This is a genomic window from Corynebacterium sp. A21, assembly GCF_052266655.1.
GTDB lineage: Bacteria > Actinomycetota > Actinomycetes > Mycobacteriales > Mycobacteriaceae > Corynebacterium.
This window is the reverse complement of sequence record NZ_JBQPQY010000021.1, coordinates 1-24,568: the sequence shown is the minus strand read 5'-3', so window position 1 is coordinate 24,568 and position 24,568 is coordinate 1. Positions and strand designations below refer to the sequence as shown.

Genomic DNA, 24,568 nt, shown 5'->3' with positions numbered 1-24,568 from the left:
CCTAAACGTCAAACCCCAGGTGGCGGCTGATCAAACCCCAGCCACCCAAGCCCCCAGCCGCACCCAAACCTCAGTACATCGCCGACTTCACGGCTTCCCATCCCGGCACCAGCTGCACCCCAAAGGTTCCCCAATTGTGCGCGCCGACTGGGGTATAGTCCACCACTTGGTGGCCCATTCCAGCGTTCTCCATGGCGGCAACAAGGTTCTGGGTACAGGTCAGCGCCCCGCGCTCCAGGATCACACCCTTGGCCATGTCCTCGGCCTGGCGATCCGAGTATTCTTCGCGGTCCTTCGCCCCGATCACGCCATTACCGGCGGAGAGATAGACCGCCATGTCGGAAAGCCCAGTGGGATCCTGGGCCACGTCATTGCGCACCCAATCCTCGGAGCCATACGTGCCCCACATTTTCGTGATGTCTGCCCCGCGGGATTCCACAGTCATTTTTGTGGTTTACAGGCCTAGCTGATCAAGGGTGGTCTAGCAGCCGGAGATGCCGATCGCGGCATCGAAAAGCAAGGGGTTGCGGTTGGCGATGCGTACTGCTGCCGCGGCCCCCATGGAGAGTCCGCCAATGCCGCGGTGATTGTTGTAGTTCAGGCTCTTCTCCGCCGCCATCAGTGGTGCCAGTTCTGAGGTCAGGAAGGTCTCCCACTTCATATGCCCAAGCGCCGGATCTTCCTGCTGCCAGCCCGTGTGCATCGAGCCGGTGGCCTGCTTCGGCATAATCACGGTGACGTTCTCATCGGCGAAAGCATCCTGGACGTAGCCTTCGCGAACCCAGCCGGCATTGTCAGTTCCGCTGACGCCGTCGAGCAGGAAGAGCTGTGGTGCTGGTGCATCCGGATCCAGCGCACGGTAGACCTGCACCTCAACCACCCGTTGCATCGCGGGGGAGGCCACCGACCAGCGTTCCAGGCGACCGCCCTCCACCTCCCTGGCAACGACTTCCGGCTCAGTGATGGCAGCGTCGGTGGCGAAGGGATAATCCGGAGTCGCCTCAACGAAGGACTTCGGCACCGGCAGGTTGCCATAACCGGCCATATCCAGCGCGCCGAGCAACCCGTCCATGGCATAGCCCACCGCATCCGGATACTGCGAAGACCCCGCGGTCACCTCGCGCACCAGGTCGTCCGGAGAAGCAGCTGCGGTCGCGGGAACCACGCAGAGATGTGCACCCACGATAAGACCTGCGACGATACGACGGGTGGAGCGGGACATGTGACTCAGCCTCTGGGCCGGATAGGTTCTTTACAGATCAACAATGACCTCTGAAACCACAGGGCTTCGGCACGCGAATGAACCATTCCAGAAGAGCTGGTATGAGCAAACTCTAATAAACCCCGCCCGAGATCCTGCTCCCCCGCCGAGCTTCCAGACAGCTGCCAACCAGCCTAGATGAGGCCCACTCCCGCCCAAATGGGCCAGCCACCTCGGTGATATAACTTCGGTGCCCCACAATTTAGGGCTTACGACTCCTAGCTTGGACATGAGAGAGTTGTGAGAGCACGCCCGTGCCCACTAAATTCCGCCTGAGATAAACATCCGGGAGAACGTCCTCACCTGGCGTATTCCCCTATCCCTGAGAAGTAACACAGCTTGGCGGTGGCCCTTTTTGCCGCCTTCCCGGCGGCGCTGTCCGCAACAGCCGCCGGGACAATGCTCTACCTAACCCTCCCCTGGTGCCAAAAGGTCAGCGAGATGCTAAATCCCGAAACTTCCCAGATCTGGGTACTCACCGTCGATGATGATCGCCAGGCACTTGATCCGGTTCGCCGGTATTTCGCCAGCACCTATGACATCCATATAATTTCCGAAGCCCGCAATGGTCAAGAAGTATTAGAAAGGTTGGAAAGTATCACTTTCGATGTGGTGCTGGTGGACGGTCACATGCCTGAGATGAACGGATTGTCCCTGCTCAAGGAGATCCAGCTGCGACAGGATCCGCCGGTCTTCATCGCCATCACCACACATGAGAACCAGGAGATGACCGTTGAGATCCTCTCCGGCACTGGGGCCGGGCGCATCATCAAAAGTGCCCAGCCGCAGGAGGTCATCACCGCAGTACGGGAGGCTATTCTCGGCTTCGACCTCCCCATGGACCAGCTGGTGGATTACCTGCCCCACCTGTCGGAAGACGTACCCGAATTCATCCCAGATCCGGTGCCAACGTCACGGAGTTCACCACTGGACAGCCTCAACGAGGCCGAGAGGCTGATCCTCCACCACCTCTGCGAGGGGTTGTCCAACGCTGACATCGCCAAGGCAACGGACTACTCCGAGGCGACAGTCAAGAAATACGTCTCCCAGATGATCTCCCGCTTCGGGGTGACCTCACGGCTGAGCCTGGCGGTCACCGTCATCCGGTCTGGCATGCGCGAACCAGAGGATTGAGCAGTGCTTATCGGCTGCCCCACAGCACCTTAACCGCGGTACGTGAGCTCATCCATGGCCTCCCCGATGGTGGTTCCGGGGTTCTCCTTCCGGTAGCGCTTGATCACGCGAGGATCTAGCTTGCCGGGAGTTCTTGAGATCACACCGAGCACTGGCGGCGTGATGGTGACGATGAACAAGCTCAGCAGGGCGAACATCAGCGCCAAAACTACCGAGTCCCAGACAAGTAATACGATGCCCGCCACCGCCAGACACCCCCAAATTCCCAGCACGGGAAACCATTTGATCATGCCATTCTCCATATCATCCACATCCCATTAACCCACTTAGCCATCCGCATGGCTTTCCCCACATCCTATTTGCCCGCCTAACTATCCACCTAACCTTTTCGCCACCTCAGCGAGGGGTTTGAGGCAAATTTACTGAACCGTAACCTGGCCTCGGCGGGCCACACCCCCTCTGAGCTGCAATAAGCGCCATCCCCTGAACGATCTAGATGAAGTAGGTCACTTCCGACTACTATTCCTCAAAACCCGGCGCCGGAGCCCCCAGCACCGCTATCCACCCCTCTCAGAAGTCTTGTGAATTCCCCCGAATGGATAGCCTCTTTCAGATATGATCTGCTCATTGGTCTGTTTGAATCGGTTCATTGCCCCTCTGGGCACCAGGCCAGGTGGCAAAATGCTACCAATATCTGTGTAGACCCGCAGCGCCAGAACCTGAGTGAGAACAGGAGGGTTGCCTGATCTTGAGCAACCGACATGGTTTAGCGTTGATCCTCGCCATCGCAGCGTTGACCGTTCTGCCCACCCATACGTCTTCAACTGGCCCCACCACCAAGCAGGTGGTCCCGACATCAGGGCCCGAGAACCCCAGCTAAGAGATCTCTCTTCGACTCCCCTGGTATCCCTCGGATCTGGTGCCGCTCGGATTCAGCGTGCAGCAAACCCCTGGCTGGCACCCGGAAGGCGGAACCTGCTCGAGCTGTTCGCGGAGAACTCAGTACCGGGGATGGGATGATCTCAACCCGCACGCGTGGACGGCCCTGGTGCCATGCCAGTCGAGCCACGACAGTCGAGCCATGCCAGCCGTGCCAATACAGTTCACTTTGGTCTGCTCTTGCCCCGCCGTGCGGCATCCCAAAGGTTGAATGACTTCACCCCGCAGGAAGTCTTCGATGATTCTTGATCCCCTATCTCGGTTGGCTCAGCAGCTGAGATCCGTGGTCCGGTGCCGGTCAAGCCCCCTGCGGCACACCACAGATCACACCGCTGAGATCAGCACAGCTCAATCGAGATTTCTCAGAGAGCTTGTGGTGCTCACTCATCATCTGGATCCTGTGGATTTCAACTACCCATATCGCCACTGCTCAAGCGCTTTTCGCTTTGTAGTGGACGTGGAGCTCTCCGTTTCAGGGAGTGCTCAAAATATCGGTCGGTTGCCCGAGTTGAGACGGTCGCGCTGAGCACTCCAATGAGCTGGCGATAAAGATCGTCACGATCAAAATTTGCATGGCCAAGCGCAGCGCTGTTGCGCCCAGCTGCCTTGATTGCTTCGGGATCGGCTGCGATTGTGCGCAATTGTTCCGCGGCGAGGTCGAGCGACCGGTCCAGTTGCCATCCGGCGTGTGCCTCGACAATTGTGTCTCTCAACCAGCCTTCATGGTTAAGCACCACGCCACGACCAGCAGCCATGCCGTCGAAAACTTTGTTGAGAGAGTTGGCTTCCAGACCTGTCTCCGGTCGCAGCGGCGAGAGAACCAGGTCACTGGCAGCAACATAACTGGCTACCTCCGGCTTTGATTTCAGTCCCAGGAAAAGCTCATCTGGATCGAGACCGAGTTCGGCTGCCAGCTGGTGGACCACTCCGCTGGTCTTGCCCTCACCGATGAGGACAAAGCGGATACCGTCATCCTTGACTGATGCAGCTAACCTGACCACCCAATCGAGTTGATAAACGGGGCCAAATCCACCAGCGTAGGCCACGATGATCTCATCCTCGCCCCATCCCTGGGATTCCCGGAACCCATGGCGCTGTTCATCGCTCTGATCAAAGAGCTCGAAGTCGCAGGCATTGGGAATGATTGTGACCGCCTTTTCCGGGGAGATCTGCAAAACTCCATCCCGCATCCCCGGGGACAATGCGACCACACTATCCGCGCTGCGGTAGGCGAGCTTCTCCAGCGTTTGCGCCAGCCAAACAGCCGCCGGGTTCTTCAGGTAACCGAGTTCGACGGGGACCGATGGCCACAGGTCTCGGACTTCAAAAACCATGGGTGCTCTTCTGAAGAGCTTGCCGATGATGCCAGGTACAGCGACTGTCAGCGGGGTCGAGCTGGCGTAGATCACATCTGCCTCAATACGAGCTGTGGCAACACTTGCAGCAATCATGAAGCGGGCAAAAGACCACAAACGCTCGGGCACGTTCATGGCATTACGGTAGGGAACAGCCAAGCGTTTGACCCGGAATCCATCAATTTTGGCATCGAGGGCAGTCTCACCACCACAAATCATGGTGACCTCATGCCCCTCATCGGCCATCCGTCGGGCAAATTCATAAGGTCGGATTCCACCGCCCTCGCTCGGGAGAACAAAGTGCTGGTGGATATATGTAATTTTCAAGGGATATACCTCTCCAAGTGATGATTCAACTTCAGGATGGAGGGTTTCAAGAGGCAATCCCTCACAGACAACTCTGGCAATTTTTCCACCCTGATCCATCCCGCACAATCCTCTGATCGAATGGCTTTGGCTCATTCCAGCCTCTGCGAACCTCCCCATCGCTGCCCTCCACCAAATTCCTTTCCCCCTGGAAAACACTCCCCTTTTCCACACCAGCGGTGTTTCCCTGCAAATCCAGCTGTCACGCCCCGCTGGCCAGCTCCCCGCATATAAAACCTTCGTGGGCTTAGGCCTTGTCCACCCCACCGCTTAAGCTGGGGAACTGACTCTCAAAACCGCCCATGAGACCAGCCCATATACACAGCCTTTTGCAAAGGGAACGATTCAAACGTGAGCTCACAGTTCCTCGCCGCTGCCTCGGCCACGATCATCCAGACCACGATCGTCCAGACCACGGCCGCCGCTGCCCCCGCCTCGGTCATCCAGAGCGTGAGCACTGCCACCATCGTGCTCGGATTCATCGGTGTCCTCCTCTCCTTGCCCGCCTGGTTCCTGTTCATCAAGGCTTCCAGCACGCTGTACCGGTTCATCTCCGCTGGTCAGCCCACCGCTACCCGCGTGAATCAGCCGGTCCGCCGCTTGTGGACGATGTTCAAGGAGATCTTCGGCCACACCACCATGCTCAATAAACCGTGGGTGGGGGTGGCGCACTGGTTCGTCATGCTGGGCTTCCTCTTCGGCTCGATTGTCTGGTTCGAGGCCTATGTTCAGGCCTTCAACCCGGCCGGCGGCTGGCCTTTCCTACATTCCTGGCCGGTGTACCACTTCGTTGAGGAAGTGCTCTCCGTGGGCACGGTGCTGGGCATCCTCTTCCTGATCTTTGTGCGGCTGAAACTCGGCGACAGCAAGCGCAGTTCCAGGTTCAACAACTCCAACACCACCTCCGCCCGTGTCATCGAGGCCATCGTCCTGGTCGAGGGATTGGGCATGCTGTTGGTCAAGGCCGGCAAGATCGCCACCTTCGGCGGGGGCCATCCGGTAGCGGATTTCCTAAGCATCCACATCGCCAAGCTGCTGCCAGCCAGTGCCATCATGGTGAGCGTTTTCGCCGTGTTCAAGCTGCTCGGCGGCATGGTCTTCCTGATTCTGGTGGCCCGCAACCTCACCTGGGGTGTGGCCTGGCACCGCTTCCTGGCCTTCTTCAATATCTACTTCCGCCGTTTCCCGGATGGCCAGCAAGCACTGGGCAAGCTCAAGCCGATGGAGTCCAAGGGCAAGGCACTGACGCTGGACAATGTCGAGGACGATGACACCCTCGGCGTCGGCCATCTCAAAGATGCCTCCTGGAAGATGCTTCTCGACGTCTCGACCTGCACCGAGTGCGGTCGCTGCCAGGATCAGTGCCCGGCCTGGGCCACCGATAAACCGTTGAGCCCGAAGAAACTGGTCATGGACATCCGTGAAGCCGCGGTGGCCAACGCCTCCTATCTGATGGAGCCGGAGGACTCCCACGCCGGCGTGGATGTACTGAAGATGGCCGGCGAGACCGGGGTGATCAGTGATGATGTCCTCTGGGGCTGCACCAACTGTGGCGCCTGCGTGGAGCAGTGCCCGGTGGATATCGAGCACATCGACCACATCGCTGATCTACGCCGATTCCGCGTCCTCTCGGATTCTGAGTTCCCCTCCGAGCTGACGGGTCTGTTCAAGAACCTCGAGGCCAAGGGCAACCCCTGGGGCGGTAATAATAAGGAGCGCCTCACCTGGGTCGAGGAGGCCCGGCGCGATGGCCTGGAGGTTCCCATCTTCGGCGAGGATATCGCCGATTTCGAGGAGACCGAGTACCTCTTCTGGGTCGGCTGCGCCGGTGCCTTCGATGAGGAGGGCAAGAAGACCACTCGCGCGGTCGTGGATCTGCTGCATACCGCGGGCGTGAAGTTCGCCGTGTTGTCCAAGGGTGAGACCTGTACCGGCGACCCGGCGCGCCGTGCCGGCAATGAGTTCCTCTTCCAGATGCTGGCCGCGGAGAATATCGAGACCCTCAACGGTGTCTTCGAGGGCGTGCCACAGGGGCAGCGCAAGATCATCACCACCTGCCCGCACTGCTTCAACACCCTGCGCAATGAGTACCCGGACTTCGACGGCCATTATGACGTCTTCCACCACACCCAGCTGCTCAACCGCCTGGTCCGCGAGAAGCTGATCACCCCGGTCCCGCGCACCGAGAAAAACCGTAAGCCGATCACCTATCACGACCCCTGCTTCCTGGGCCGTCACAACAAGGTTTTCGATCCGCCGCGCGAACTCCTCGGCGTCACCGGCATGGAACTGCGTGAGATGGACCGCAACAAGAACGAGGGCTTCTGTTGTGGCGCTGGCGGTGCCCGGATGTTCATGGAAGAAAACATCGGCACCCGCATCAACGAAAACCGCACCGCCGAAGCGCTGGCCACCGGCGCCGAGGAAATCGCCGTCGGCTGCCCCTTCTGCAGCGTCATGATCGGCAACGGTGTCAAGGCACTGTCCGACGCCCCGAAGGCCGAACAACCCAAGGTCCGCGATATCTCCCGCATGCTCCGCGACTCCGTGCTTATCGACGGCGCGCTGCCCACCCCCCGCGAAAAGCTCTTCCTCGAACCTCCCGTCCGGGAAACGATGAACCTGGGAATCACGCCGAAATCGAAGAACAAGAGCGCCCCGGCGGCAGCTACGCCCGCCTCGGCTGATACCTCAGCCCTCCAAGCTGAAGACACCAGTTCGAAGCAGGTTCAATTCCCGGCAGCGTCACCGCAGGTTCCGGTGATCCCGGGATCTGCAGCACCCGCAGCGCCGGGAGGGGCACCGGCAGCTCCGGGTTCAACTCCCACAGTGCCTGGCGGAACGCCGGTTGCTCCAGGATCTGCAGCACCTTCAGCACCGGGTGGCGCTCCTGCCGCTCCTGGTTCAGCTCCGATCGCGCCGGGGACTTCCGCGCCGGCTCCGTCGGCACCGGGTGGCGCGCCAGTTGCGCCGGGTTCCGCCACACCTAAGATGCCCACTCCAGGTGGAGCTCCCGCAGCTCCCGGCAGTTCCCCCATGGCGCCGATGGCCCCTGGTGCTCCTCCGATGGCTCCAGGCGCTTCGGCTCCTAAGCCTCCGGCAGCAATTTCTATTCCGACTCCTCCCGGCGGAGCACCGGTTCCTCCGGGCGGAGCACCGGCTTCTCCTGGCTCCGCGCCTACGCCGACTGCCTCCGCCTCGATTCCAGCACCTCCGGGCTCGGCTCCCACGTCACCAGGCGGTGCGCCGATGGCTCCCGGTGCCGCATCACCGGCAGCTCCTGGCTCTACGCACAGGGCTCCAGGCGCTTCGGCTCCTAAGCTTCCAGCAGCGTTTTCCACTCCGACGCCTCCCGTCGGAGCACCAGTTCCCCCAGGTGGAGCACCGGCCGCACCCGGTAATATCCCAATGGCTCCCGGTGCTTCGGCCCCCATTCCCACTGCTCCCGGCGGTACGCCGATGGCTCCGGGAACATCAGCACCAGCAGCTCCCGGTGCCCCCGGGAGTGCCCCGATGGCACCCGGTGCTTCGGCACCCAAGCCTCCGGCAGCAATTTCCACTCCGATGCCTCCCAGTGGAGCACCGGTTCCCCCAGGTGGGGCTCCAGCTGCACCAGGATCTGCCACTCCTCCGGCATCCAACCCAACTGATCCGGAGGAATCATCGGATGAAAAAGATCATTAGCCCCCAGGCTCATTAAGCCCGATTATCGGGCTGGAAATGATAACTCCACCGCTGCGGGAACTGTAAATAAGGTTCCTGCAGCGGTGGAGTCATCTTCATTATTGATCAGACATCTGACCAGGTTCTGTCCTGTAAGTGATCATCGTGTCGTGGGTACGCCGCAGTCAAGACGTGTTATTCCTGAACAATGGCCGGACGCGACGACCTCACAGACAAAGCACGGGTACGCATTGAACTCCTGCTGCCTGCCAACGTCGATGGCAGAAGGTGACGTGACTGCCGGCAAGTAATCAATGCTGACGGAAGCCCAGACACCATGGTTAGATTTCGTTGCACCAATTCCGTGGCGATCTACTCCGCAGCACGGAGCTGTCCTAAAGACGCGTTGCGAGATCCGACTATACTGACCCCGTTATCCGCTGGGTGGAGGGATCCCTGACTAAACAGTAATGCGGACGCTTCATGCACTCCCGCCAGGTATCCGGGGTAATCAGCATCTAGGATGCTGGTGAATTGATATCCACGCGCACGCCATCTCGCCAGGTCAGCTACTGCTGCTCTCAGAGCAGTATCGCGCTAAGGATGGATCAGGGTATTGCCGAAGATTTCTTCGAGCAGCGCATCCACGACATCACTGATCAACAGAGCGACGCAGGCTGGCGGGGACAGGGCAGACGTAGCCCAAACAGCAGCGATAACACTGGTTAGGGAGGTGTCACCTTCTGCATGTGCGGTGGGTGGCTCTGCCGTGTTCATACTCTTCATCACAGTCGTACGACCGAAACAGAGGATCACCTCCCATATCGTCTGCTGTCTCTCCACTGCATGCCAACCCTTGTGTGCAGAGACCCCAGTTAGGCGATGTTCCCCCCTTTTCTGCCCCCGCTTCTATCCCTGGGCCTGCCTTTTGGGCAGGCATAATACCTATCTCGGAAGCCTCTATACCGAGGAGGTATTTCCTATTTCTCCACCCCACCACCAATATATGAGTCACATCACAGAAGGAATATTCCGCATCTCAGGACACAGCATTTGTCCTGACAGTTAAAGATCCTGAGCGTTAATAAGAAAGGAAGATCATGTTGGATTCAGCTTTCCGCGCTATCGGCCGGATTCCAGGTGCGCTGATGGTAGTGCCCCTCTTTCTCGGTGCGATCGTGAATTCCTTCGCTCCCGGGATTCTCGATATCGGCAGCTTCACCACGGCATTGTTCCGCGATGGAACAGCTGTCCTGATCGGGCTTTTCTTTCTGGCCGTAGGATCTCAGATCAGCTTGAAGACTGCGGCCCCTTCCCTGGAGAAGGGAGCTGTGCTGCTGGTTTCTAAGTTTGGAATCGCAGCTGCTGTCGGCCTGTCGGTAGCATTCTTTGCCCCAGGGGGAGTGCTCTGGGGACTTCTCCCGCTGGCAATTATCGCGGCCATGTCCAACTCCAACGGTTCGCTCTATAGCGCGCTGATGCAGCAGTTCGGCTCAAAGACCGATAAGGGTGCCATCTCGGTATTGTCGATCAACGACGGCCCCTTCCTCACGATGATCGCCCTGGGTGTAGCGGGATTCGCTCAATTTCCACTGGATGCTCTTCTTGCCGCAATTTTTCCCATGATCCTCGGATTCGTGCTCGGCAACTTGTCGCCCCTCGCACGTAATTTCTTGGCTCCCGGCCAGAGTCTGATCATCCCGTTTGTTGCGTTCGCCATCGGCGCAGGCATCGACTTCAGTGTGCTGCTCACCTCCGGCCTAGCCGGCATCCTGCTCGGACTGATGACGGTCGTCCTCTCCGGTGGAGCCGCAATCCTAGGCGTCTATCTCTGGCACAAGGTCCGCAAGACTCCCCGCCCTGCCCGCAACGTTGTCTCCGGTGTCGCCGAAAGTGCCGTTGCTGGAAATGCGATCGCTACCCCGGCCGCACTTGCCGCGATTGATCCGTCATTCGCCGCTATTCAAGGTGAAGCCACCGCTCAAATCGCCACCGCGGTGGTAGTGACTGCCTTTATCGCACCCTTCCTCGTCGCCTTTATCTCCCGCTGGCAGATTAAGCACGGCGTTACAACGACCGCCGAAGACGCCTACTTCGATGCAAATGGGAGCCCCCAGGCTCTACCAGATACCTCCGACACAACCGCCCAGCCTGTTTCTCCCGTGTTTTCGGAGAATGAACTGGAGTTATCGACTACAGAAAATCCCCGATAGCAATCCGTGAAGTCACAAGGATTAACGCTGCCAACCTTCAGGGTGGGCAGCGTTTTCCGTTGTCTGTTGTTTCACTCCACGCGAATGCTCTGCCGCCGCCGCGAGCAGGGGTTTTATTCTGCGCAATATGGGTGACTGATTACCCTTCAGCCAGGCCATGGACAGACCGATGGTCGGCCCATCCGCTATCTCAAGCATCTGCAAGCTTCCCATTGGCTGTGGAATCGATCCCTTAGGCACCAGAGCTGCGCCAATTCCCGCAGCAACCAGTGCCAGAACGGTCGAAGTTTCCGGTGCGTGTTGCGCAATCCGGAGTTCAAAACCAGCCTGGTGAGCGGCCTTACGGCCAATCTGTTCCGCCGCAGAGCCTTCTTGAAAAGCGATGAGGGCGTAGTCTGCGAGCGCCGAGAAAGGTATAGGCCCGTCTCGTTCAAGCAAGGGATGACCAGGCCCCACAGCGAGAGTAAAGTCATCCACCCCGAAACTCTCGAGTTCCATCTCCGGAGAGGAAACGGGCGGACGGAGCACAGCGGCGTCAATTTTTCGTGTCAGGAGAAGCCGTTCGAGCTCCGGGGTTAGTTTCTCGCCACTCACTCTAACCTCAATATCTGGAAGCTGAGTCTTGATTTCTTTGAGGAGTTTGGGCATCAGCTGGAATGTTGCAGTCCCTACGAAACCAAGTCGCAAGACTCCTGCAGAACCCGCCCCTATTGCGCTGACATCCCGCTCTAAGTCCTCCAGCTCATTAAGCAGCGCTGGGGCCCGTTCAGCCAAGAAGATCCCCGCGGGGGTGAGAGCCACGCCCTGGCTTGAGCGTTCAAAGAGAGTGGTCCCGATGCGATTCTCAAGTATTTTGATCTGTCGGGAAAGTGGGGGCTGAGAAATTCCGAGGTCATCTGCAGCGCGACTAAAATTTCTAGCGTGCGCGACGGCCAGGAAATACTGGAGGTGGCGTAACTCGATCACCGATTGTTCCTCTCTGCGGGCCATTCGTGCCAATACTTAGAATGATGGTTCAGCCCTCCTAGAGGTTAATGGGTGCTGTTGAAAATTTGGGTGGAGAGCCGTGAAGCTCAAGTTTCCATCTCCTGATGAGTGCTGTTCGCCAAGGTGGTCCGGACGCCTCGAATGCCCGGTGGACGATCACCCCATCCGGGTTGAGTTGACTGTAGGCGAACATGACATCCAAGGTATTTCACCTGCCGGTGCTCGACTGTCAGTGGGTAGATTTTCTCCGCCTTTGATTTAAGTGATCGCACTGAACAGGAAGGGTGCTTTATGGGGTTGATTGCCCAGGGATACCCGGTTGACGCGTTCGACTGCAGCGTTGTGGCCAGGAAACACTGCGCCGCCGCGACAATTTCGATTGGGAGGAATAAAAGTCTAGGATCTGCCCACCAGCAGTGATTACTCACCAAGCACTTGAATCGATGGACTAGCCACCGAACGCAGCCCAACAGGCTGGCCGCAACGGATCTTGTTGCGACATTCCAAGTGACATACGTGTAGCAACACTTGCTACACGTTGCTACAAGTTGTGACAACGAAGCAACAAACTGCAGGTCACGGCACTGACAATCCCTGGAGGTTTTGTGACATTATTTGTCACTTCACCTCTCATGGAACACCTCAGAACATTTCATCTCAGCCACATCAGCCGAGCACGCGTGCTCCGTGTTCAAGGGAACTGAGAAGTTAGCCCCAATAAAATGTAGGAGCCCACCACCCGCACCGACCATCCCACCGATAACCTCCACCTCCCCAAGATCAGGGAAAACCCGGACAGACTCCTTTTGACCGAGGGTTTAGAATCAAAGTTATGAATGTCGATCCTCGTGGTAGCTCCAACGTCCGTCTCAGTGATGATGAACGATCCGCCGCCATGTCCCAGCTGGGCCATGCGATGGCAGAGGGCCGCCTGAGCATCGACGAGTACGACATCCGCTGCCGCAAGGTCGCCGCCGCCGAGGTGCGCAGTGATCTGGACGGTCTTTTCCATGATCTCCCGCAGACCTTCGCGCAGCGCCCCGGCACCGAGATCGAGCAGGTCTACAATGCCTCAGAGGTTGAGGCTGCGCATCGTTCCGGAGCTCGTCCCAAGGCAGGCCTCTTGGGATTGAGCACTATCGGAGCTGTCATTGCCACTGCTGTCATGGCACCGGCCATCGGCGAAATGTCCTTGCTGTTCATGTTCATCATTCCGGTGATGGCGATCTTGCTCTATGTCATGAAGATTGGGCCTGCCTCCTGGTATGCCCCGAGCAAGCGGCAGCTTGAACGCAATCGGCTGCGGGAGCTGCGTACTGCAGAGCGTCTCCGCAGTGCTGAGCTGCGGGTGCAGCGCAAGGAACGCCAGCATGAGCTGACTTCCGAGGCGATGAGCATGGCGAAGAACTTCATCTCCGGAAAACGCTCGAAGTAGCAGGGCACCTGCCTGTCGCAGCAGACAGCGTGACCGACGGCCCCAGAGTCCCGGTGCTACGGGAAGCGTTCGCGGTGCGCCAGGATCTGCACGACGCCGTCATTCTTGAGGCGTCCCACCATGGCAGTCCCAAAAGGTAGATCCGACACCGCCCACGCTTATCGACGCCGCGATCTCCCCCAGGCTGCCACGGTTAGGCCTTTTCTACGGAGCCTATAAAAGGAGCGCCCATGCCGAAACTCTTCGATTCTCATTTCCACATCATTGACCCGAAGCATCCGATGGTAAGTAATAACGGCTATCTACCGGGGCCTTTCACCGTGGCGGACTACCGCTCCCGGGTAAAAGACCTACAGGTTGCCGGTGGCGCGGTAGTCTCGGGCTCTTTCCAGGCCTTTGACCAGGGCTATCTCCTCGATGCTCTCGCTGCGCTGGGGCCGGGTTTTGTCGGCGTCACCCAGCTCCCGGCGGAGACCAGTGATCAGTGCATCCTTGAGTTGGACCGAGCTGGCATCAAGGCTGTCCGTTTCAACCTGCGCCGGGGCGGATCCGCAGGGGTGGCAGACATGGATCGCTTTGCGCGGAGGATCCATGATCTGGCGGGCTGGCATATTGAGCTCTATGTCGATGCTCGCGAGGTTGGCGAGCTGGAACCGACCTTGAGTGCTCTGCCTGCGGTAAGTATCGATCATCTGGGGATGCACCGCGATGGCCTTCCTACCCTGCTCCGACTGGTGGCGGCTGGAGTGAAGGTCAAGGCCACGGGTTTTGGCCGGATCGACCTTGATCCGGCGAAGGTGATCCGAGAGATAATGAAGGTGGATCCCACTGCCCTGATGGTGGGCACCGATTCACCTTCAACCAGGGCGCAGCGCCCCTTCGAGGATTCAGACTTGGAAATCATCGCCGAGGCCGTGGGCCCTGAGCATTCAGCGGCCGTGTTCTGGGGCAATGCCGCGCAATTTTATCTTTCTGCCCCTGGCTCTGTGAAGAAGTAGGCACCTCCCGGCATCACCCGCGACACGGATTACTCACCCCATCTACCGGTAGGAAAGCAAAAGTGGCAAAGTGGTCAGGGTGAATAAAGACACCCAGAATACAATTGTCCAGAACCCGGTCAGCGAGTCGGCCCCGGGTGCAGCCGCCGCAGCCGCGGCCGCCCCAGATTCTCCAGGCCCCACCGTCTCGCGGACCCTCAACGGCTCCGCCACGAACACCCAGGCAACCAACTCCGAAACCGCCAAGCTCAAGACAGTCAAGCCCAAGACCGCCCGCCGCGCCCCGAGAGTCTTCGATCAGTCCGAGAAGATGAAGAATGTTCTCTACGAGATCCGTGGCCCGGTGGCCGCTGAGGCCGAGCGTCTGGAGCTCGACGGGCACAATATTCTCAAGCTGAACACCGGCAACCCGGCGGTCTTCGGTTTCGATGCCCCGGACGTGATCATGCGTGACATGATCGCCGCATTGCCGACCTCCCAGGGCTATTCCACCTCGAAGGGCATCATCCCGGCTCGCCGTGCAATTGTCACGCGCTATGAGTTGGAGGATTTCCCCTACTTCGATGTTGAGGATGTCTTCTTGGGCAATGGCGTCTCTGAGCTGATCACCATGGTCACCCAGGCGCTGCTCAATGATGGCGATGAGGTGCTGATCCCGGCCCCGGACTACCCGCTGTGGACGGCTGCCACCTCCCTGGCCGGCGGTAAGCCGGTGCACTACCTCTGTGATGAGGAGGATGAGTGGAACCCGTCGATCGAGGACATCAAGTCCAAGATCACTCCGAAGACCAAGGCCATCGTGGTGATCAACCCGAATAACCCGACGGGTGCGGTGTACCCGAAGAAGGTGCTGGAGCAGCTGGTCGAGATCGCCCGGGAGCACCAGCTGCTCATTCTGGCCGATGAGATCTATGACCGCATCCTCTATGACGGTGCCAAGCACATCTCCATCGCCAACCTGGCCCCGGATCTGCTGACCATCACTTTCAACGGTCTGTCCAAGGCTTATCGGGTGGCGGGTTACCGCGCCGGCTGGATGGTACTCACCGGCCCGAAGCAGTACGCCAAGGGCTTCATTGAGGGTCTCGAGCTGCTCGCTGGCACCCGTCTGTGCCCGAATGTTCCTGCCCAGCATGCCATCCAGGTGGCTCTCGGTGGCCGGCAGACCATCTACGAGCTGACCAGCGAGCATGGCCGGCTGCACAAGCAGCGCGATGTCGCCTATGAGAAGCTCAACGAGATCCCGGGTGTCAGCGTGGTCAAGCCGAAGGGTGCGCTCTACGCTTTCCCGAAGCTGGATCCCAATGTTTATGAGATCCACGATGATGCCCAGCTCATGCTGGATATCCTCCGCTCCGAGAAGATCCTCCTGGTGCAGGGCACCGGCTTCAACTGGCCGCACCACGACCACTTCCGCGTGGTCACCCTCCCCTGGGCCTCCCAGCTGGAGAACGCCATCGAACGCCTCGGCAACTTCCTGGTCAGCTACAAGCAGTAGGTTCCGCCCAGATATGAAGCCTCAGGTCCCTGACCTGAGGCTTCTCGCTTTTCGACGCCGCGCGCTACCTCATCGATGCGGTATTCGAGGCCACCGACAACATAGGCACGCGTGAACCTCCACTGTCGGCCAACAGAGCAAACCGATAGCTGAAGCTTCAGGAACCCTACCCTCCTCGCCACTGAGCTATGTGAGTGGTCGGAGGGTTAGATATTGGTTCCGTGCAAGCGCTGGGCGGCCCGCAAACAAACGCCGTGATGTTTAGGTCTCGAGGATCAACCAGATGCACCCGGGATTGATGCAATTCCCCCGATCCTCGAGACTTAAACGTCAAGCCCCAGATGAGGTACAAGATGATGCCGGGCAGGATCATGATAAACACCTACACCGCCAGCAGTGGCAACCATTGTGTCGGGACGAGTCCCGCCGAGGCCATCACACCGATCGCACCGAAATAAGGGACTGCGGTATAGAACTCGAAGAGCCAGGTCCCCAGCCCGAACAGCATCATTGAGCCGACGGTGAATGACCTAGTGTTCCGTGTTAATAATTTGTTTGCGTTTCATCTTGCCCAACAGGTGGTCGGCTGATTTGGTCCATCTGAACGGACGGTCCTCCTTGTTGTAGTGCTCGATGTAGTGCTCGATGTAGTGCTCGATGGCGTCCTGGAGTCTGGGCACCGAGGAGAAGGTTCTTCGCTTGAGGCACTGTCGGGTGATGAATCCGAAGAAGATCTCCACCATGTTCAGCCACAGGCAGCTGGTCGGGGTGAAATGCATCGTCACCCGCGGATTCGCGGCCAGCCAGTCCTTGGTGGAGGAATGGGCCGGAGTGCTGCATACCTTCGTTGACGGACTAGCTTCGCAGTTGACGCTCACCCCGGGCGAGATGTCCGCTGACCATGCCCGGAGCCTGCTGCGCTCCCTACTGAGAGTGCCCCCAGGCCGGAAGAAGAGCGGCTCAATGCACCTTCGAGCACTCACCTACCGGGGTCCTAACCTCGGAGAACATCACTTCTGCAAGCTCAAGCAGTGACGGGACAGGGACATTCGTCATGCCAATCAATACACAGCATTCCGGGCGAGGACTTTAAGCGCAGTCAGTACAGATATTCAGCACGGGCCGATCAGGTTCACCACTTCAGGAATGCGCTTTCGCACCGGCGCTATCCTCCGGAGTGAGGGCTGTCGACGTGACCTCCGACGGAGTCCCCTCCCCTGGCCCCTGCCCTTTCCCATAAAGGAACACCGCTCCGATCAGCAGGAGCACCATATATGCCACGATCATGCCGATCCCTATTTTTTCAATCTCCCGCACCTGATGCCCCACTCCTCAATTTGTTTCCTAGGGGAAACCTTAGGGGAACCGATGGCATTAATGTCAGGAATCGTTCAGCCCAACCGAATCCCAGGGCACCCGTTCGTTTCCCCCAGTGAAGTACAGGTTCCGCCCCCACCCGGAAGAATTTCACTTCTCCTCCACTATGGGTTCTCCTGCCGGTTGTTCTCGGTGCGTAGGTTCCACTTCGTTCGATGCCGAACGCCTATCACCTAAACAACGCCCCTTGATCACTGATCGCACCCCAAGGAGAAGTCATGAAACGTCGCTCCATCGCCGCTGCCGTTACCGTCGTACCCCTGGCACTGTCTCTCGGAGCCTGGAGCTCCGTACCGCCCCAGTTGTCTTCCTCCAGCTCTGCACTATCTTCCTCCTCCGAGAACACCCCGCCCGTAGTTGATGCTGCCGCCAACCTGCCGGAGACCTTTGATCTGCAGTCTCACCGCGGTGGCCGTGGCGAGTGGACCGAGGAATCCGCCCGGGCCTTCGAGGAATCCCTCGCCCTGGGCGTGACCACCCTGGAGTTCGATATCGTGCTCTCCGAGGACAATGTCCCCGTCGTCTGGCACGATCCCTCCATCCAGGCGGACAAGTGCTCCGATACCGCACCGGCCACCGCCGATGACCCGGAATTCCCCTATGTCGGTGACCTGGTCCATGAGCTTTCCTGGGCTCAGTTGCAGACCCTCAACTGCGATAAGGTCCTGCCGGGCTACCCGGATGCTGAAGCTGTCGAGGGCAATAAGCTCATCCAGCTCAGCGATGTCTTCGAGATTGCCGAGGGCACCGCTGTCCACTTCAACATCGAAACCAAGATCGAGGGCGAGAACCGCGCCGACTCCGCCACCCCGGAAGAGTTCGTCAATGCCATCGTGCCGGTGGTCCAGGAATACGGCGTGGAAAAGCGCACCATGATTCAGTCCTTCGACTGGCGCACCCTGCCGCTGGTCCGCGAGCAGGAGCCGGAGATCCCGCTGGCCCTCCTGTGGGATGACAGCACCTGGAAGTCCGATTCCCTGTGGACCGGCGCGGTCGACTTCGACGCCGTCAACGGCGATATCTTCGCGGCCGCCGAGCAGCTGGGCGTGGAGGTCCTTTCCCCCGGTTACGCCCAGCCCTACGGCACCTCCGCCGGCGATGCCGACTACAACCCCGTCGCCACCCCTGAGTTCGTGGACACCGCACACGAGCAGGGCCTCGCCGTGGCACCGTGGACCATCAACGATGCCGCCACCATGCGCGAGCAGATCGAAGCCGGTGTTGACGGCATCATCACCGACTACCCTTCAACCCTGGTGACCGTCCTCGACGAGATGGGCATCGAGTACTAACTCACCACCGATGCGCGCAGCCTCAGGTCCCTGACCTGAGGCTTCGTGCTTATCGACGCCCACCCGGACCAGGCGATGCCGCCCCCATCGGCCCTGCCCGATCAGAAGTTTTGCCAAGATCCACCAGCCGAAGCGACAATCTCCCCCTGCCGGCCAATCAGACCGAGCCGATAAACGAAGCCTCAGAAACCGCACCACTACGCTATTTGAACAGTCGAAGGGTCAGATATTGGTGCTGCGCAAGCTTTAGATGGACCGCGAACAAACGCCGTATGTTTAGGTCTCGAGAATCAGCCGAATTACATCAATACCCCTTCTACTTTTAACCTGATCACAAAGGCAGCGGCAGACCTGTTCGGGAATCTGCTTTTCCGCGCTCGCCCAGAGGCACGAGAGCCCTTCAGGTCCAGCCAGCCTGAGAGGATCTGCTTCGTCCAGAACGTCAGTTTCAACTGACTGCACCGCGCCCCGACTTTCATCAGATTAGTGCGGAAGCTCTCTAGGGGCAGGGGCGCCGCTAGAAGGCCTGACAGGTGGCCTCGAGATACTCCCCAGAATCGCAATGTTGATTTCCAGAACCAGTTAGAACCTCTATGAAGCAGCAACCATATCTCACCCCAAATAGCCTAGAAGGTTGCCGGAAAAATAGTTACTACACTGGACGTTTGAGACAGGATATATCGTTTCCAGTCGGCAAGATTTCTAAACTTAAGGTGAGGCAATGGAGAAAAAAGGGGCGCGCTCCCAACGCAGCGCTGAGTCCGTCGAGCGGATACTACAGGCGACCTTGGAGTTGGCTATAGAACTGGGCTACGAAGGGACGACCATATCCAAGGTCAGTAAACGTTCCGGCTTCCCTTCAGGCTCGATCTACTGGCATTTCGGCGACAAGGATAAGCTTTTTTCCGCGCTATTGGATCGCTATGTCAATGAGTGGTTTGGCAGGTATGACTGGACAATCCATGAGGGAGAGCGTCCGGTAGACCGCCTCACCGAGATCATGATCAACCGGGCAAAAGAGGCAAGGGACCCGTCAAGTGCCTGGGGGATCGGCCTGCTCATGGCCCTGGAAAGGCGTCTCGAGGGATCCGAAGCGCGTCAGAAATTCCTGGACATTCGCCGGGATAGGCTCGAGTTCATCGCTAAATTCTGGCAGGAGAACCTCCCCGACAACGTCCTGGCGGCGGCCCCTGACCTGTCCATCAAGTTGAGTCAGTTCGCCATCGCCTTTTCCGATGGCTGGGTCATTTCCGCGAGTGCCAACGAGGATTGGGACCTAGAGGGATTAGCTGAGGTCATGGTGACCTCGCTCGACCAGATGATCGGCGCCGCAGAGCGCAAAGCCCTCCTAAGCAACGGCCGAAATGCTGCCGAGTCTAACGTATGGGGCCAGTCGTTGTCTGCCGATGACCCAGAGGCCTGGGGGCCCTAATACTGATATCAGTACTGGTCAGGGGCCAATGAAGCGACCTGATCGCCGAGCCTGAGCACAGGCAAAAATAATCGGACGCGCTGGGGGGTGGCGTCTGTTGTTGTCGACCGCTATCTCGTCATGCGCAATCCGCTCTGCAACGAACAACGTTGGAAAGACATGTGGGCGAGGTATGCGGTCGATACCCATGGCCCAGCATCGCCTTGAGCTCACGCTCCATTCTGGATCACCCCACAATCAGGCTTTTATCCAGAAGATTTTATTTCTGCGTCGCACTGATAAAACGGCTCCCTATGCGGGTGCGATTTAACCTGCTTGAGCTGCTATGTGTGGCAATTCTGTAGGGCCTCGAGAGCCCCAGCGAGGGTGGGATCCGCGGACCATTCATCCAAAGAGTTTTAAATCACCCCTTGCGCCCCTGCGTGATCCCAGTTACATTAATCCCAACCTAGAGCAGTCATTCTAGATTGGACAGTCTAGGTCGAGCTATCTAGGTCAAATGATCTGGATGGACGTTGTGGACACATTCTCGTTTTTCTTTCCTCGAAGGAGACCCCGTCATGATCAACGCATTCGCCTACATGGGCATCACCACCCCGAACCACGCCGATTGGAATGACTTCGGTACCCGCATCCTGGGCCTGGAGCGCGGCGCCGACTCCCCGGATGGTGGGGAGCGCTACCGCATGGATGACGCCCTCTTCCGACTGGCTGTCTATCCCGGCGACAAGGACGATGTCGCCTACCTGGGCTGGACCGTCAACTCCGCAGTGGAGGCCGCAGAGATGGAACAGCGCCTGACCTCCCACAGCGTCGAGATCACCTACGCCAATGCCGTCGAGTGTGAGGACCGCGGTGTCGAAGGCTACTTCTGGTTCACCGACCCCTACGGTTTCCGCCACGAGATCGCCTGGGGCCAGTTCTTCTACCCGTCCACCTTCCACCCGGGCCGTGCTCACGCCGGTTTCAAGACCGGAGACCAGGGCCTGGGCCATGCCGTCCTCATCGTGCCCAACCTCAAGGAAGCCGAGGAGTTCTACCGCGGTGTCATGGGCTTCAAGCTCTCCGACATGATCCGCGGCCCCTTCGACGTCCGCTTCTATCACGTCAACGGCCGCCACCATTCCTTCGCCCTGGCTGAGGGGCCCTGCATCGGTGTCCACCACCTGATGTTCGAGACCAACTCCATCGACGACGTGGGCATCGCCCGCGACCTGGTCAACGAAGCTGGGATGCCCATCACCATGGACACGGGCCGTCACGTCAACGACCTGGTCACCTCCTTCTACGTGAAGTCCCCCTCCGGTTTCGCCATCGAGTACGGCGCCGGCGGACTCGAGGTCGACGACCTCTGGGTCGCCAAGACCTTCCACAGCTTCTCCATCTGGGGACACCAGCCCCACCCCAACCTCGCCGAGATGGGCCCGGGCATGGTCATCGACGACCTGTCCACCGTCCCCGCCGAGATCACCACTTCTTAAGCACCGTCAGCTCACCTCGAAAGGAATACCATGACCATCGCACTTGATCGACGGCCTTCCATTCTTCCCGATGTAGATATTGACCCACTGGTTTACCGCCGGACCCTGGGCAGCTACCCCACCGGTGTCTCTGTCATCACCGTCGCCGGCAATGAAGGCCCCTCCGGGATGGTGGTGGGAACTTTCACCTCGATCTCCCTGGATCCCCCGATCGTCGGGTTTTTCCCTAAGAGTGACTCCTCGACGTTGACCGACATCATCCAGGCCGGGCACTTCTGCGTCAACGTTCTCAGTTCCGACCATGAGCACCTGTCCCGCAAATTCTGTCGCCCCCGCGAAGAGCGTTTCGATGGTGTGCCGACGAGCCTGGCCCCGTCCGGGGCCCCGCAGCTGGACGACGCCCTCCTGTGGATCGACTGCACGCTGGAACGGGTGGTCCCGGTCGGCGATCACGTCCTGGTCACCGGCCGTGTCCATGACCTCAGCGAGAACCCCGAGCAGATGGACCCGCTGGTGTTCCACCGCGGTGGCTACTTCGGCCTGAACCCCCAGTAAAACAACCTCCCCCGGACCCCACCCACCCTCAACACAGGAGACAGCACCATGACTACCGCGACTCAGGTCATCACCCCCGTCAAGGATCGCATCACTGAAATCGCCCAGGAGCTTCGTGACTGGGCTCCGGCTACCGATGCCGCCGGCAAACTTCCCGATGAAGTCGTCAACCTCCTCCGCCACACCGGTGTGACCCGTATGGCGATGGCACGTGAACTCGGCGGACTCGAATCCGGCCTGGATGAGTTCTGCGAGGCAGTGATGGATATCGCAGCCCTCAACCCCTCCGCCGGCTGGGTGGCAGGCGTGGTCGGTGTCCACCCCTGGGAGCTTAGCCAGGTCAACCCGAGACTCCAGCAGGAGATCTGGGGCGAAGACCCGGATGTCTGGACTGCCTCTCCTTATATGCCCTCTGGCCGGGCAACCCGAGTGGAGGGTGGCTTCCGTTTCAGCGGCCGCTGGTCCTTCTCCTCCGGAACTGACGCCTGTGATTGGGTCACCATCGGCGGTGTCATCCTCGGTGAGGACGGCAAGCCGGAGCCCGGACCGAACTGGTACCACTTCGTACTCCCTCGCGCTGACTACGAGATCGTCGAAGGCTCCTGGAATGTCGTCGGACTCAAAGGCACCGGCAGTAAGGACCTCATTGTCGAGGACGTCTTCGTCCCGGATTACCGCGTGATCGACAACGAAGACCTAGATTCTGGCCGACTGACCGAGCAGTATGCGCCGGACAAGCCGATCTATAACCTCGTATTCGGCACCGTGTTCTCCTACGCCATCGCCTCTGCGACGCTGGGCATTTGTGCTGGCGCCCTCAACGAGTTCGTGGAGTTCACCCGGGACAAGGTCGGTGGCTTCGGTGGCCGCGCGGCAGCAAACCCCTTCCAGCAGGCCGCCTACGCCGAAGGTGTCGCCGAGATCGAGGCCAGCAAACTGCAGGTCCTCGACGGCGCACGCCGCATGATGGCCATCGTTGATTCCGGCCGCAAGCTGACCAGATCCGAACGCCTCTACTTCCGCACCATCCAGGTGCGCAGCTCCCGCCGAGCACTCAACGCAATCGAGAAGCTCTACACCTATGCCGGCGGCAGTGCGATCCGCTTGGAGCAGCCGATCCAGCGCTACTGGCGCGACGCCCACGCCGCAGCCAACCACATGTGCAACATCGCCGAATCGATCTACACCAACTACTCCCTCGATGTCTACGGCCTGGAGCACGACCAGAAGCTCTTCTACTAGGAACACCCCACCCCGTGGCACCGGAGGTACCAATCCCCGGTGCCGCACTCTTGAACCTTCACGCTTATCACCGCAAATAAAAAGGACATAGCGCCATGACCAGCACCATCATCCCCACCGACATCACCCGCGAGTCCACCTCCCGCACCGTTCAAACCAAGGACTGGAACATCCACTACCAGGAAGTCGGCACCGGATACCCGGTCATCCTGATCCACGGCAGTGGCCCCGGAGCAGGCGGCTGGAGCAACTTCTCCCCAAACATCATCCCCCTGGCGCAGCACTTCCGGGTCCTGGCGATCGATGTTCCGGGCTGGGGCAAGTCCTCTGCAGTCCGCGCCCAAGAGTCCGACTCGGTGGAGGCACTGCGCCAGTTCATGGACGAGCTGGGTATTGAGAAAGCTGCCCTGATCGGCAACTCCATGGGCGGCATGATCGGCATCAACATGGCGATCACGCACCCGGAACGTGTCTCCCACCTGATTTCGATGGGGGCTCCGGGGTTGGCCCGTCCGCAGCTCTTCTCCGCAGGGGGCCTCTCCGAGGGCATGAAGATCCTTGTCGAGGGGTACAAGAACCCGACCAAGGAGGTTATGCGTGAGCTGGCTGACATCATGACCTTCGACCCGGCTTTTGCCTCGGAGGAGATGGTCGCCCAGCGTGCTGAGGCCGCCGCCGAGCGAGACGACCACCGCGCGAACTTCCTCGAGGGATTCGGTAAACCGGATGGTTTCCTGCGCTTCTCCGAGGCCAAGGACATCGCTACGATCACCGCACCGAGTCTGCTCATTCATGGCCGGGACGACCGCGTGGTGCACTTCGAGAACTCTCTGCAGCTGAACACCCTGATCCCGAACTCGCGCCTGTACCTAATCAACCAGTGTGGCCACTGGGCCCAACTGGAGCACTCAGAGGAATTCAACCGCATCGTCGCTAACTTCATCGGCATCGACTAGAACAACGGGAACTTAAACGACGGTGCGCGTGGAGCAGCCGAGGTCACCCATCTATCGGTCGCCTCGGCTGCGCACATGACGCAGTCTCCAAGAAACCTCACGCTTAGTATATTTAAGGAATAGATCAATGACGACTACTGCAACCGATGCTCTGCAGTCTGTGGCCGAGGATCTCCTGGCTGCTTACGAAACCAGCCAAACGATCCGTCCACCGCGCGAGACCATCGCTAACCTCGACGTCTCTGGCGCTTACCGGATCCAGCAGCTCCAGGAACAAGCCTTCATCGACCGTGGCGAAAAGGTCATTGGCCGTAAAATCGGTCTGACCTCGCTGGCCATGCAGCGCCAGCTCGGTGTGGATAGCCCGGACTTCGGTTTCTTCAC

22 protein-coding genes and 2 pseudogenes are annotated in these 24,568 nt (G+C 59.3%); 14 read left to right on the top strand and 10 right to left on the bottom strand.

The window, feature by feature from the left end:
* Positions 1 to 70: 70 nt before the first annotated feature.
* Positions 71 to 445, bottom strand: coding sequence for a hypothetical protein (locus ACTU46_RS15915; RefSeq protein WP_443383810.1), 375 nt, complete (start codon positions 443 to 445; stop codon positions 71 to 73).
* Positions 446 to 481: 36 nt separating this feature from the next.
* Positions 482 to 1,222, bottom strand: coding sequence for an alpha/beta hydrolase (locus ACTU46_RS15910; protein ID WP_443383807.1), 741 nt, complete (start codon positions 1,220 to 1,222; stop codon positions 482 to 484).
* Positions 1,223 to 1,702: 480 nt separating this feature from the next.
* On the opposite strand from ACTU46_RS15910, the gene ACTU46_RS15905 reads away from it, so the two are divergent.
* Complete coding sequence (locus tag ACTU46_RS15905; RefSeq protein WP_443383804.1) at positions 1,703 to 2,395, top strand: response regulator; 693 nt, start codon at positions 1,703 to 1,705, stop codon at positions 2,393 to 2,395.
* Positions 2,396 to 2,424: 29 nt separating this feature from the next.
* On the opposite strand, the gene ACTU46_RS15900 is transcribed toward ACTU46_RS15905, so the two are convergent.
* A complete protein-coding gene (locus tag ACTU46_RS15900; RefSeq protein ID WP_443383802.1) occupies positions 2,425 to 2,685 on the bottom strand; it encodes a hypothetical protein in 261 nt (86 codons plus the stop codon).
* 458 nt (positions 2,686 to 3,143) lie between these two features.
* Here ACTU46_RS15900 and ACTU46_RS15895 point away from each other — a divergent pair, with 458 nt between their 5' ends.
* The gene (locus ACTU46_RS15895) at positions 3,144 to 3,275 is read left to right on the top strand and encodes a hypothetical protein (RefSeq protein ID WP_443383799.1); all 132 of its coding nucleotides are present in this window, start codon (positions 3,144 to 3,146) and stop codon (positions 3,273 to 3,275) included.
* A 466-nt stretch (positions 3,276 to 3,741) separates the two neighbouring features.
* Here the strand turns inward: ACTU46_RS15895 and ACTU46_RS15890 are convergent, their stop codons facing one another.
* Positions 3,742 to 5,115 carry a glycosyltransferase family 4 protein gene (locus ACTU46_RS15890; RefSeq protein ID WP_443383796.1) on the bottom strand — a complete coding sequence of 458 codons (1,374 nt, stop codon included), beginning with the start codon at positions 5,113 to 5,115 and terminating at the stop codon, positions 3,742 to 3,744.
* Between the two features lie 342 nt (positions 5,116 to 5,457).
* Here ACTU46_RS15890 and ACTU46_RS15885 point away from each other — a divergent pair, with 342 nt between their 5' ends.
* Complete coding sequence (locus ACTU46_RS15885; RefSeq protein ID WP_443383818.1) at positions 5,458 to 8,739, top strand: heterodisulfide reductase-related iron-sulfur binding cluster; 3,282 nt, start codon at positions 5,458 to 5,460, stop codon at positions 8,737 to 8,739.
* A 351-nt stretch (positions 8,740 to 9,090) separates the two neighbouring features.
* Here the strand turns inward: ACTU46_RS15885 and ACTU46_RS15880 are convergent, their stop codons facing one another.
* Positions 9,091 to 9,282 carry a DNA-processing protein DprA gene (locus tag ACTU46_RS15880; protein WP_443383816.1) on the bottom strand — a complete coding sequence of 64 codons (192 nt, stop codon included), beginning with the start codon at positions 9,280 to 9,282 and terminating at the stop codon, positions 9,091 to 9,093.
* Positions 9,283 to 9,315: 33 nt separating this feature from the next.
* Positions 9,316 to 9,495 (bottom strand): hypothetical protein, encoded by a 180-nt coding sequence (locus tag ACTU46_RS15875; RefSeq protein WP_443383794.1) that lies wholly within the window; start codon positions 9,493 to 9,495, stop codon positions 9,316 to 9,318.
* Between the two features lie 323 nt (positions 9,496 to 9,818).
* On the opposite strand from ACTU46_RS15875, the gene ACTU46_RS15870 reads away from it, so the two are divergent.
* Positions 9,819 to 10,931 (top strand): 2-keto-3-deoxygluconate permease, encoded by a 1,113-nt coding sequence (locus ACTU46_RS15870; RefSeq protein ID WP_443383791.1) that lies wholly within the window; start codon positions 9,819 to 9,821, stop codon positions 10,929 to 10,931.
* A gap of 21 nt (positions 10,932 to 10,952) precedes the next feature.
* Here the strand turns inward: ACTU46_RS15870 and ACTU46_RS15865 are convergent, their stop codons facing one another.
* Together ACTU46_RS15865 and ACTU46_RS15860 are read right to left on the bottom strand one after the other, a co-directional pair.
* Positions 10,953 to 11,921 (bottom strand): LysR family transcriptional regulator, encoded by a 969-nt coding sequence (locus ACTU46_RS15865; RefSeq protein WP_443383788.1) that lies wholly within the window; start codon positions 11,919 to 11,921, stop codon positions 10,953 to 10,955.
* Between the two features lie 127 nt (positions 11,922 to 12,048).
* Positions 12,049 to 12,339 (bottom strand): annotated as a pseudogene (locus ACTU46_RS15860) (IS6 family transposase); the annotation flags it as partial.
* Positions 12,340 to 12,750: 411 nt separating this feature from the next.
* On the opposite strand from ACTU46_RS15860, the gene ACTU46_RS15855 reads away from it, so the two are divergent.
* From ACTU46_RS15855 to ACTU46_RS15845, 3 genes are all read left to right on the top strand, one after another.
* Positions 12,751 to 13,353, top strand: a complete 603-nt coding sequence (locus tag ACTU46_RS15855; RefSeq protein WP_443383785.1) for a DUF1707 SHOCT-like domain-containing protein — start codon at positions 12,751 to 12,753, stop codon at positions 13,351 to 13,353.
* Positions 13,354 to 13,583: 230 nt separating this feature from the next.
* Positions 13,584 to 14,351 carry an amidohydrolase family protein gene (locus ACTU46_RS15850; RefSeq protein WP_443383782.1) on the top strand — a complete coding sequence of 256 codons (768 nt, stop codon included), beginning with the start codon at positions 13,584 to 13,586 and terminating at the stop codon, positions 14,349 to 14,351.
* A gap of 310 nt (positions 14,352 to 14,661) precedes the next feature.
* The gene (locus tag ACTU46_RS15845; protein ID WP_443383813.1) at positions 14,662 to 15,849 is read left to right on the top strand and encodes a pyridoxal phosphate-dependent aminotransferase; all 1,188 of its coding nucleotides are present in this window, start codon (positions 14,662 to 14,664) and stop codon (positions 15,847 to 15,849) included.
* 382 nt (positions 15,850 to 16,231) lie between these two features.
* Here the strand turns inward: ACTU46_RS15845 and ACTU46_RS15840 are convergent, their stop codons facing one another.
* Positions 16,232 to 16,360: a hypothetical protein gene (locus ACTU46_RS15840; protein ID WP_443383779.1), complete on the bottom strand. Its 129-nt coding sequence runs from the start codon at positions 16,358 to 16,360 to the stop codon at positions 16,232 to 16,234.
* A 19-nt stretch (positions 16,361 to 16,379) separates the two neighbouring features.
* Entirely contained in the window at positions 16,380 to 16,832 is a 453-nt protein-coding gene (locus ACTU46_RS15835) for a hypothetical protein (RefSeq protein WP_443383776.1), read from the bottom strand.
* Between the two features lie 612 nt (positions 16,833 to 17,444).
* Here ACTU46_RS15835 and ACTU46_RS15830 point away from each other — a divergent pair.
* The 7 genes and pseudogenes from ACTU46_RS15830 to ACTU46_RS15800 form a co-directional block, all read left to right on the top strand.
* On the top strand, positions 17,445 to 18,518 hold the full coding sequence (locus tag ACTU46_RS15830) for a glycerophosphodiester phosphodiesterase family protein (protein ID WP_443383773.1): 1,074 nt from the start codon (positions 17,445 to 17,447) through the stop codon (positions 18,516 to 18,518).
* A 721-nt stretch (positions 18,519 to 19,239) separates the two neighbouring features.
* The gene (locus ACTU46_RS15825; RefSeq protein WP_443383770.1) at positions 19,240 to 19,950 is read left to right on the top strand and encodes a TetR/AcrR family transcriptional regulator; all 711 of its coding nucleotides are present in this window, start codon (positions 19,240 to 19,242) and stop codon (positions 19,948 to 19,950) included.
* Between the two features lie 560 nt (positions 19,951 to 20,510).
* Positions 20,511 to 21,431 (top strand): VOC family protein, encoded by a 921-nt coding sequence (locus ACTU46_RS15820; RefSeq protein WP_443383767.1) that lies wholly within the window; start codon positions 20,511 to 20,513, stop codon positions 21,429 to 21,431.
* A 30-nt stretch (positions 21,432 to 21,461) separates the two neighbouring features.
* On the top strand, positions 21,462 to 21,986 hold the full coding sequence (locus tag ACTU46_RS15815; protein ID WP_443383764.1) for a flavin reductase family protein: 525 nt from the start codon (positions 21,462 to 21,464) through the stop codon (positions 21,984 to 21,986).
* A 48-nt stretch (positions 21,987 to 22,034) separates the two neighbouring features.
* Positions 22,035 to 23,228 carry an acyl-CoA dehydrogenase family protein gene (locus ACTU46_RS15810; protein WP_443383761.1) on the top strand — a complete coding sequence of 398 codons (1,194 nt, stop codon included), beginning with the start codon at positions 22,035 to 22,037 and terminating at the stop codon, positions 23,226 to 23,228.
* 95 nt (positions 23,229 to 23,323) lie between these two features.
* Complete coding sequence (locus ACTU46_RS15805; protein WP_443383758.1) at positions 23,324 to 24,184, top strand: alpha/beta fold hydrolase; 861 nt, start codon at positions 23,324 to 23,326, stop codon at positions 24,182 to 24,184.
* 127 nt (positions 24,185 to 24,311) lie between these two features.
* Positions 24,312 to 24,568 (top strand): annotated as a pseudogene (locus tag ACTU46_RS15800) (2-keto-4-pentenoate hydratase); the annotation flags it as partial.

What these genes read in the sequence shown, in the direction of transcription:
- ACTU46_RS15850 (WP_443383782.1), top strand. Translation starts at nt 13,584, where the DNA reads ATGCCGAAACTCTTCGATTCTCATTTCCACATCATTGACCCGAAGCAT.
- ACTU46_RS15805 (WP_443383758.1), top strand. Translation starts at nt 23,324, where the DNA reads ATGACCAGCACCATCATCCCCACCGACATCACCCGCGAGTCCACCTCC.
- ACTU46_RS15870 (WP_443383791.1), top strand. Translation starts at nt 9,819, where the DNA reads ATGTTGGATTCAGCTTTCCGCGCTATCGGCCGGATTCCAGGTGCGCTG.
- ACTU46_RS15905 (WP_443383804.1), top strand. Translation starts at nt 1,703, where the DNA reads ATGCTAAATCCCGAAACTTCCCAGATCTGGGTACTCACCGTCGATGAT.
- ACTU46_RS15900 (WP_443383802.1), bottom strand. Translation starts at nt 2,685, where the DNA reads ATGATCAAATGGTTTCCCGTGCTGGGAATTTGGGGGTGTCTGGCGGTG.
- ACTU46_RS15855 (WP_443383785.1), top strand. Translation starts at nt 12,751, where the DNA reads ATGAATGTCGATCCTCGTGGTAGCTCCAACGTCCGTCTCAGTGATGAT.
- ACTU46_RS15820 (WP_443383767.1), top strand. Translation starts at nt 20,511, where the DNA reads ATGATCAACGCATTCGCCTACATGGGCATCACCACCCCGAACCACGCC.
- ACTU46_RS15915 (WP_443383810.1), bottom strand. Translation starts at nt 445, where the DNA reads ATGACTGTGGAATCCCGCGGGGCAGACATCACGAAAATGTGGGGCACG.
- ACTU46_RS15845 (WP_443383813.1), top strand. Translation starts at nt 14,662, where the DNA reads ATGAAGAATGTTCTCTACGAGATCCGTGGCCCGGTGGCCGCTGAGGCC.
- ACTU46_RS15830 (WP_443383773.1), top strand. Translation starts at nt 17,445, where the DNA reads ATGAAACGTCGCTCCATCGCCGCTGCCGTTACCGTCGTACCCCTGGCA.
- ACTU46_RS15890 (WP_443383796.1), bottom strand. Translation starts at nt 5,115, where the DNA reads ATGGATCAGGGTGGAAAAATTGCCAGAGTTGTCTGTGAGGGATTGCCT.
- ACTU46_RS15840 (WP_443383779.1), bottom strand. Translation starts at nt 16,360, where the DNA reads ATGATGCTGTTCGGGCTGGGGACCTGGCTCTTCGAGTTCTATACCGCA.
- ACTU46_RS15825 (WP_443383770.1), top strand. Translation starts at nt 19,240, where the DNA reads ATGGAGAAAAAAGGGGCGCGCTCCCAACGCAGCGCTGAGTCCGTCGAG.
- ACTU46_RS15815 (WP_443383764.1), top strand. Translation starts at nt 21,462, where the DNA reads ATGACCATCGCACTTGATCGACGGCCTTCCATTCTTCCCGATGTAGAT.
- ACTU46_RS15865 (WP_443383788.1), bottom strand. Translation starts at nt 11,921, where the DNA reads ATGGCCCGCAGAGAGGAACAATCGGTGATCGAGTTACGCCACCTCCAG.
- ACTU46_RS15810 (WP_443383761.1), top strand. Translation starts at nt 22,035, where the DNA reads ATGACTACCGCGACTCAGGTCATCACCCCCGTCAAGGATCGCATCACT.
- ACTU46_RS15875 (WP_443383794.1), bottom strand. Translation starts at nt 9,495, where the DNA reads ATGAACACGGCAGAGCCACCCACCGCACATGCAGAAGGTGACACCTCC.
- ACTU46_RS15910 (WP_443383807.1), bottom strand. Translation starts at nt 1,222, where the DNA reads ATGTCCCGCTCCACCCGTCGTATCGTCGCAGGTCTTATCGTGGGTGCA.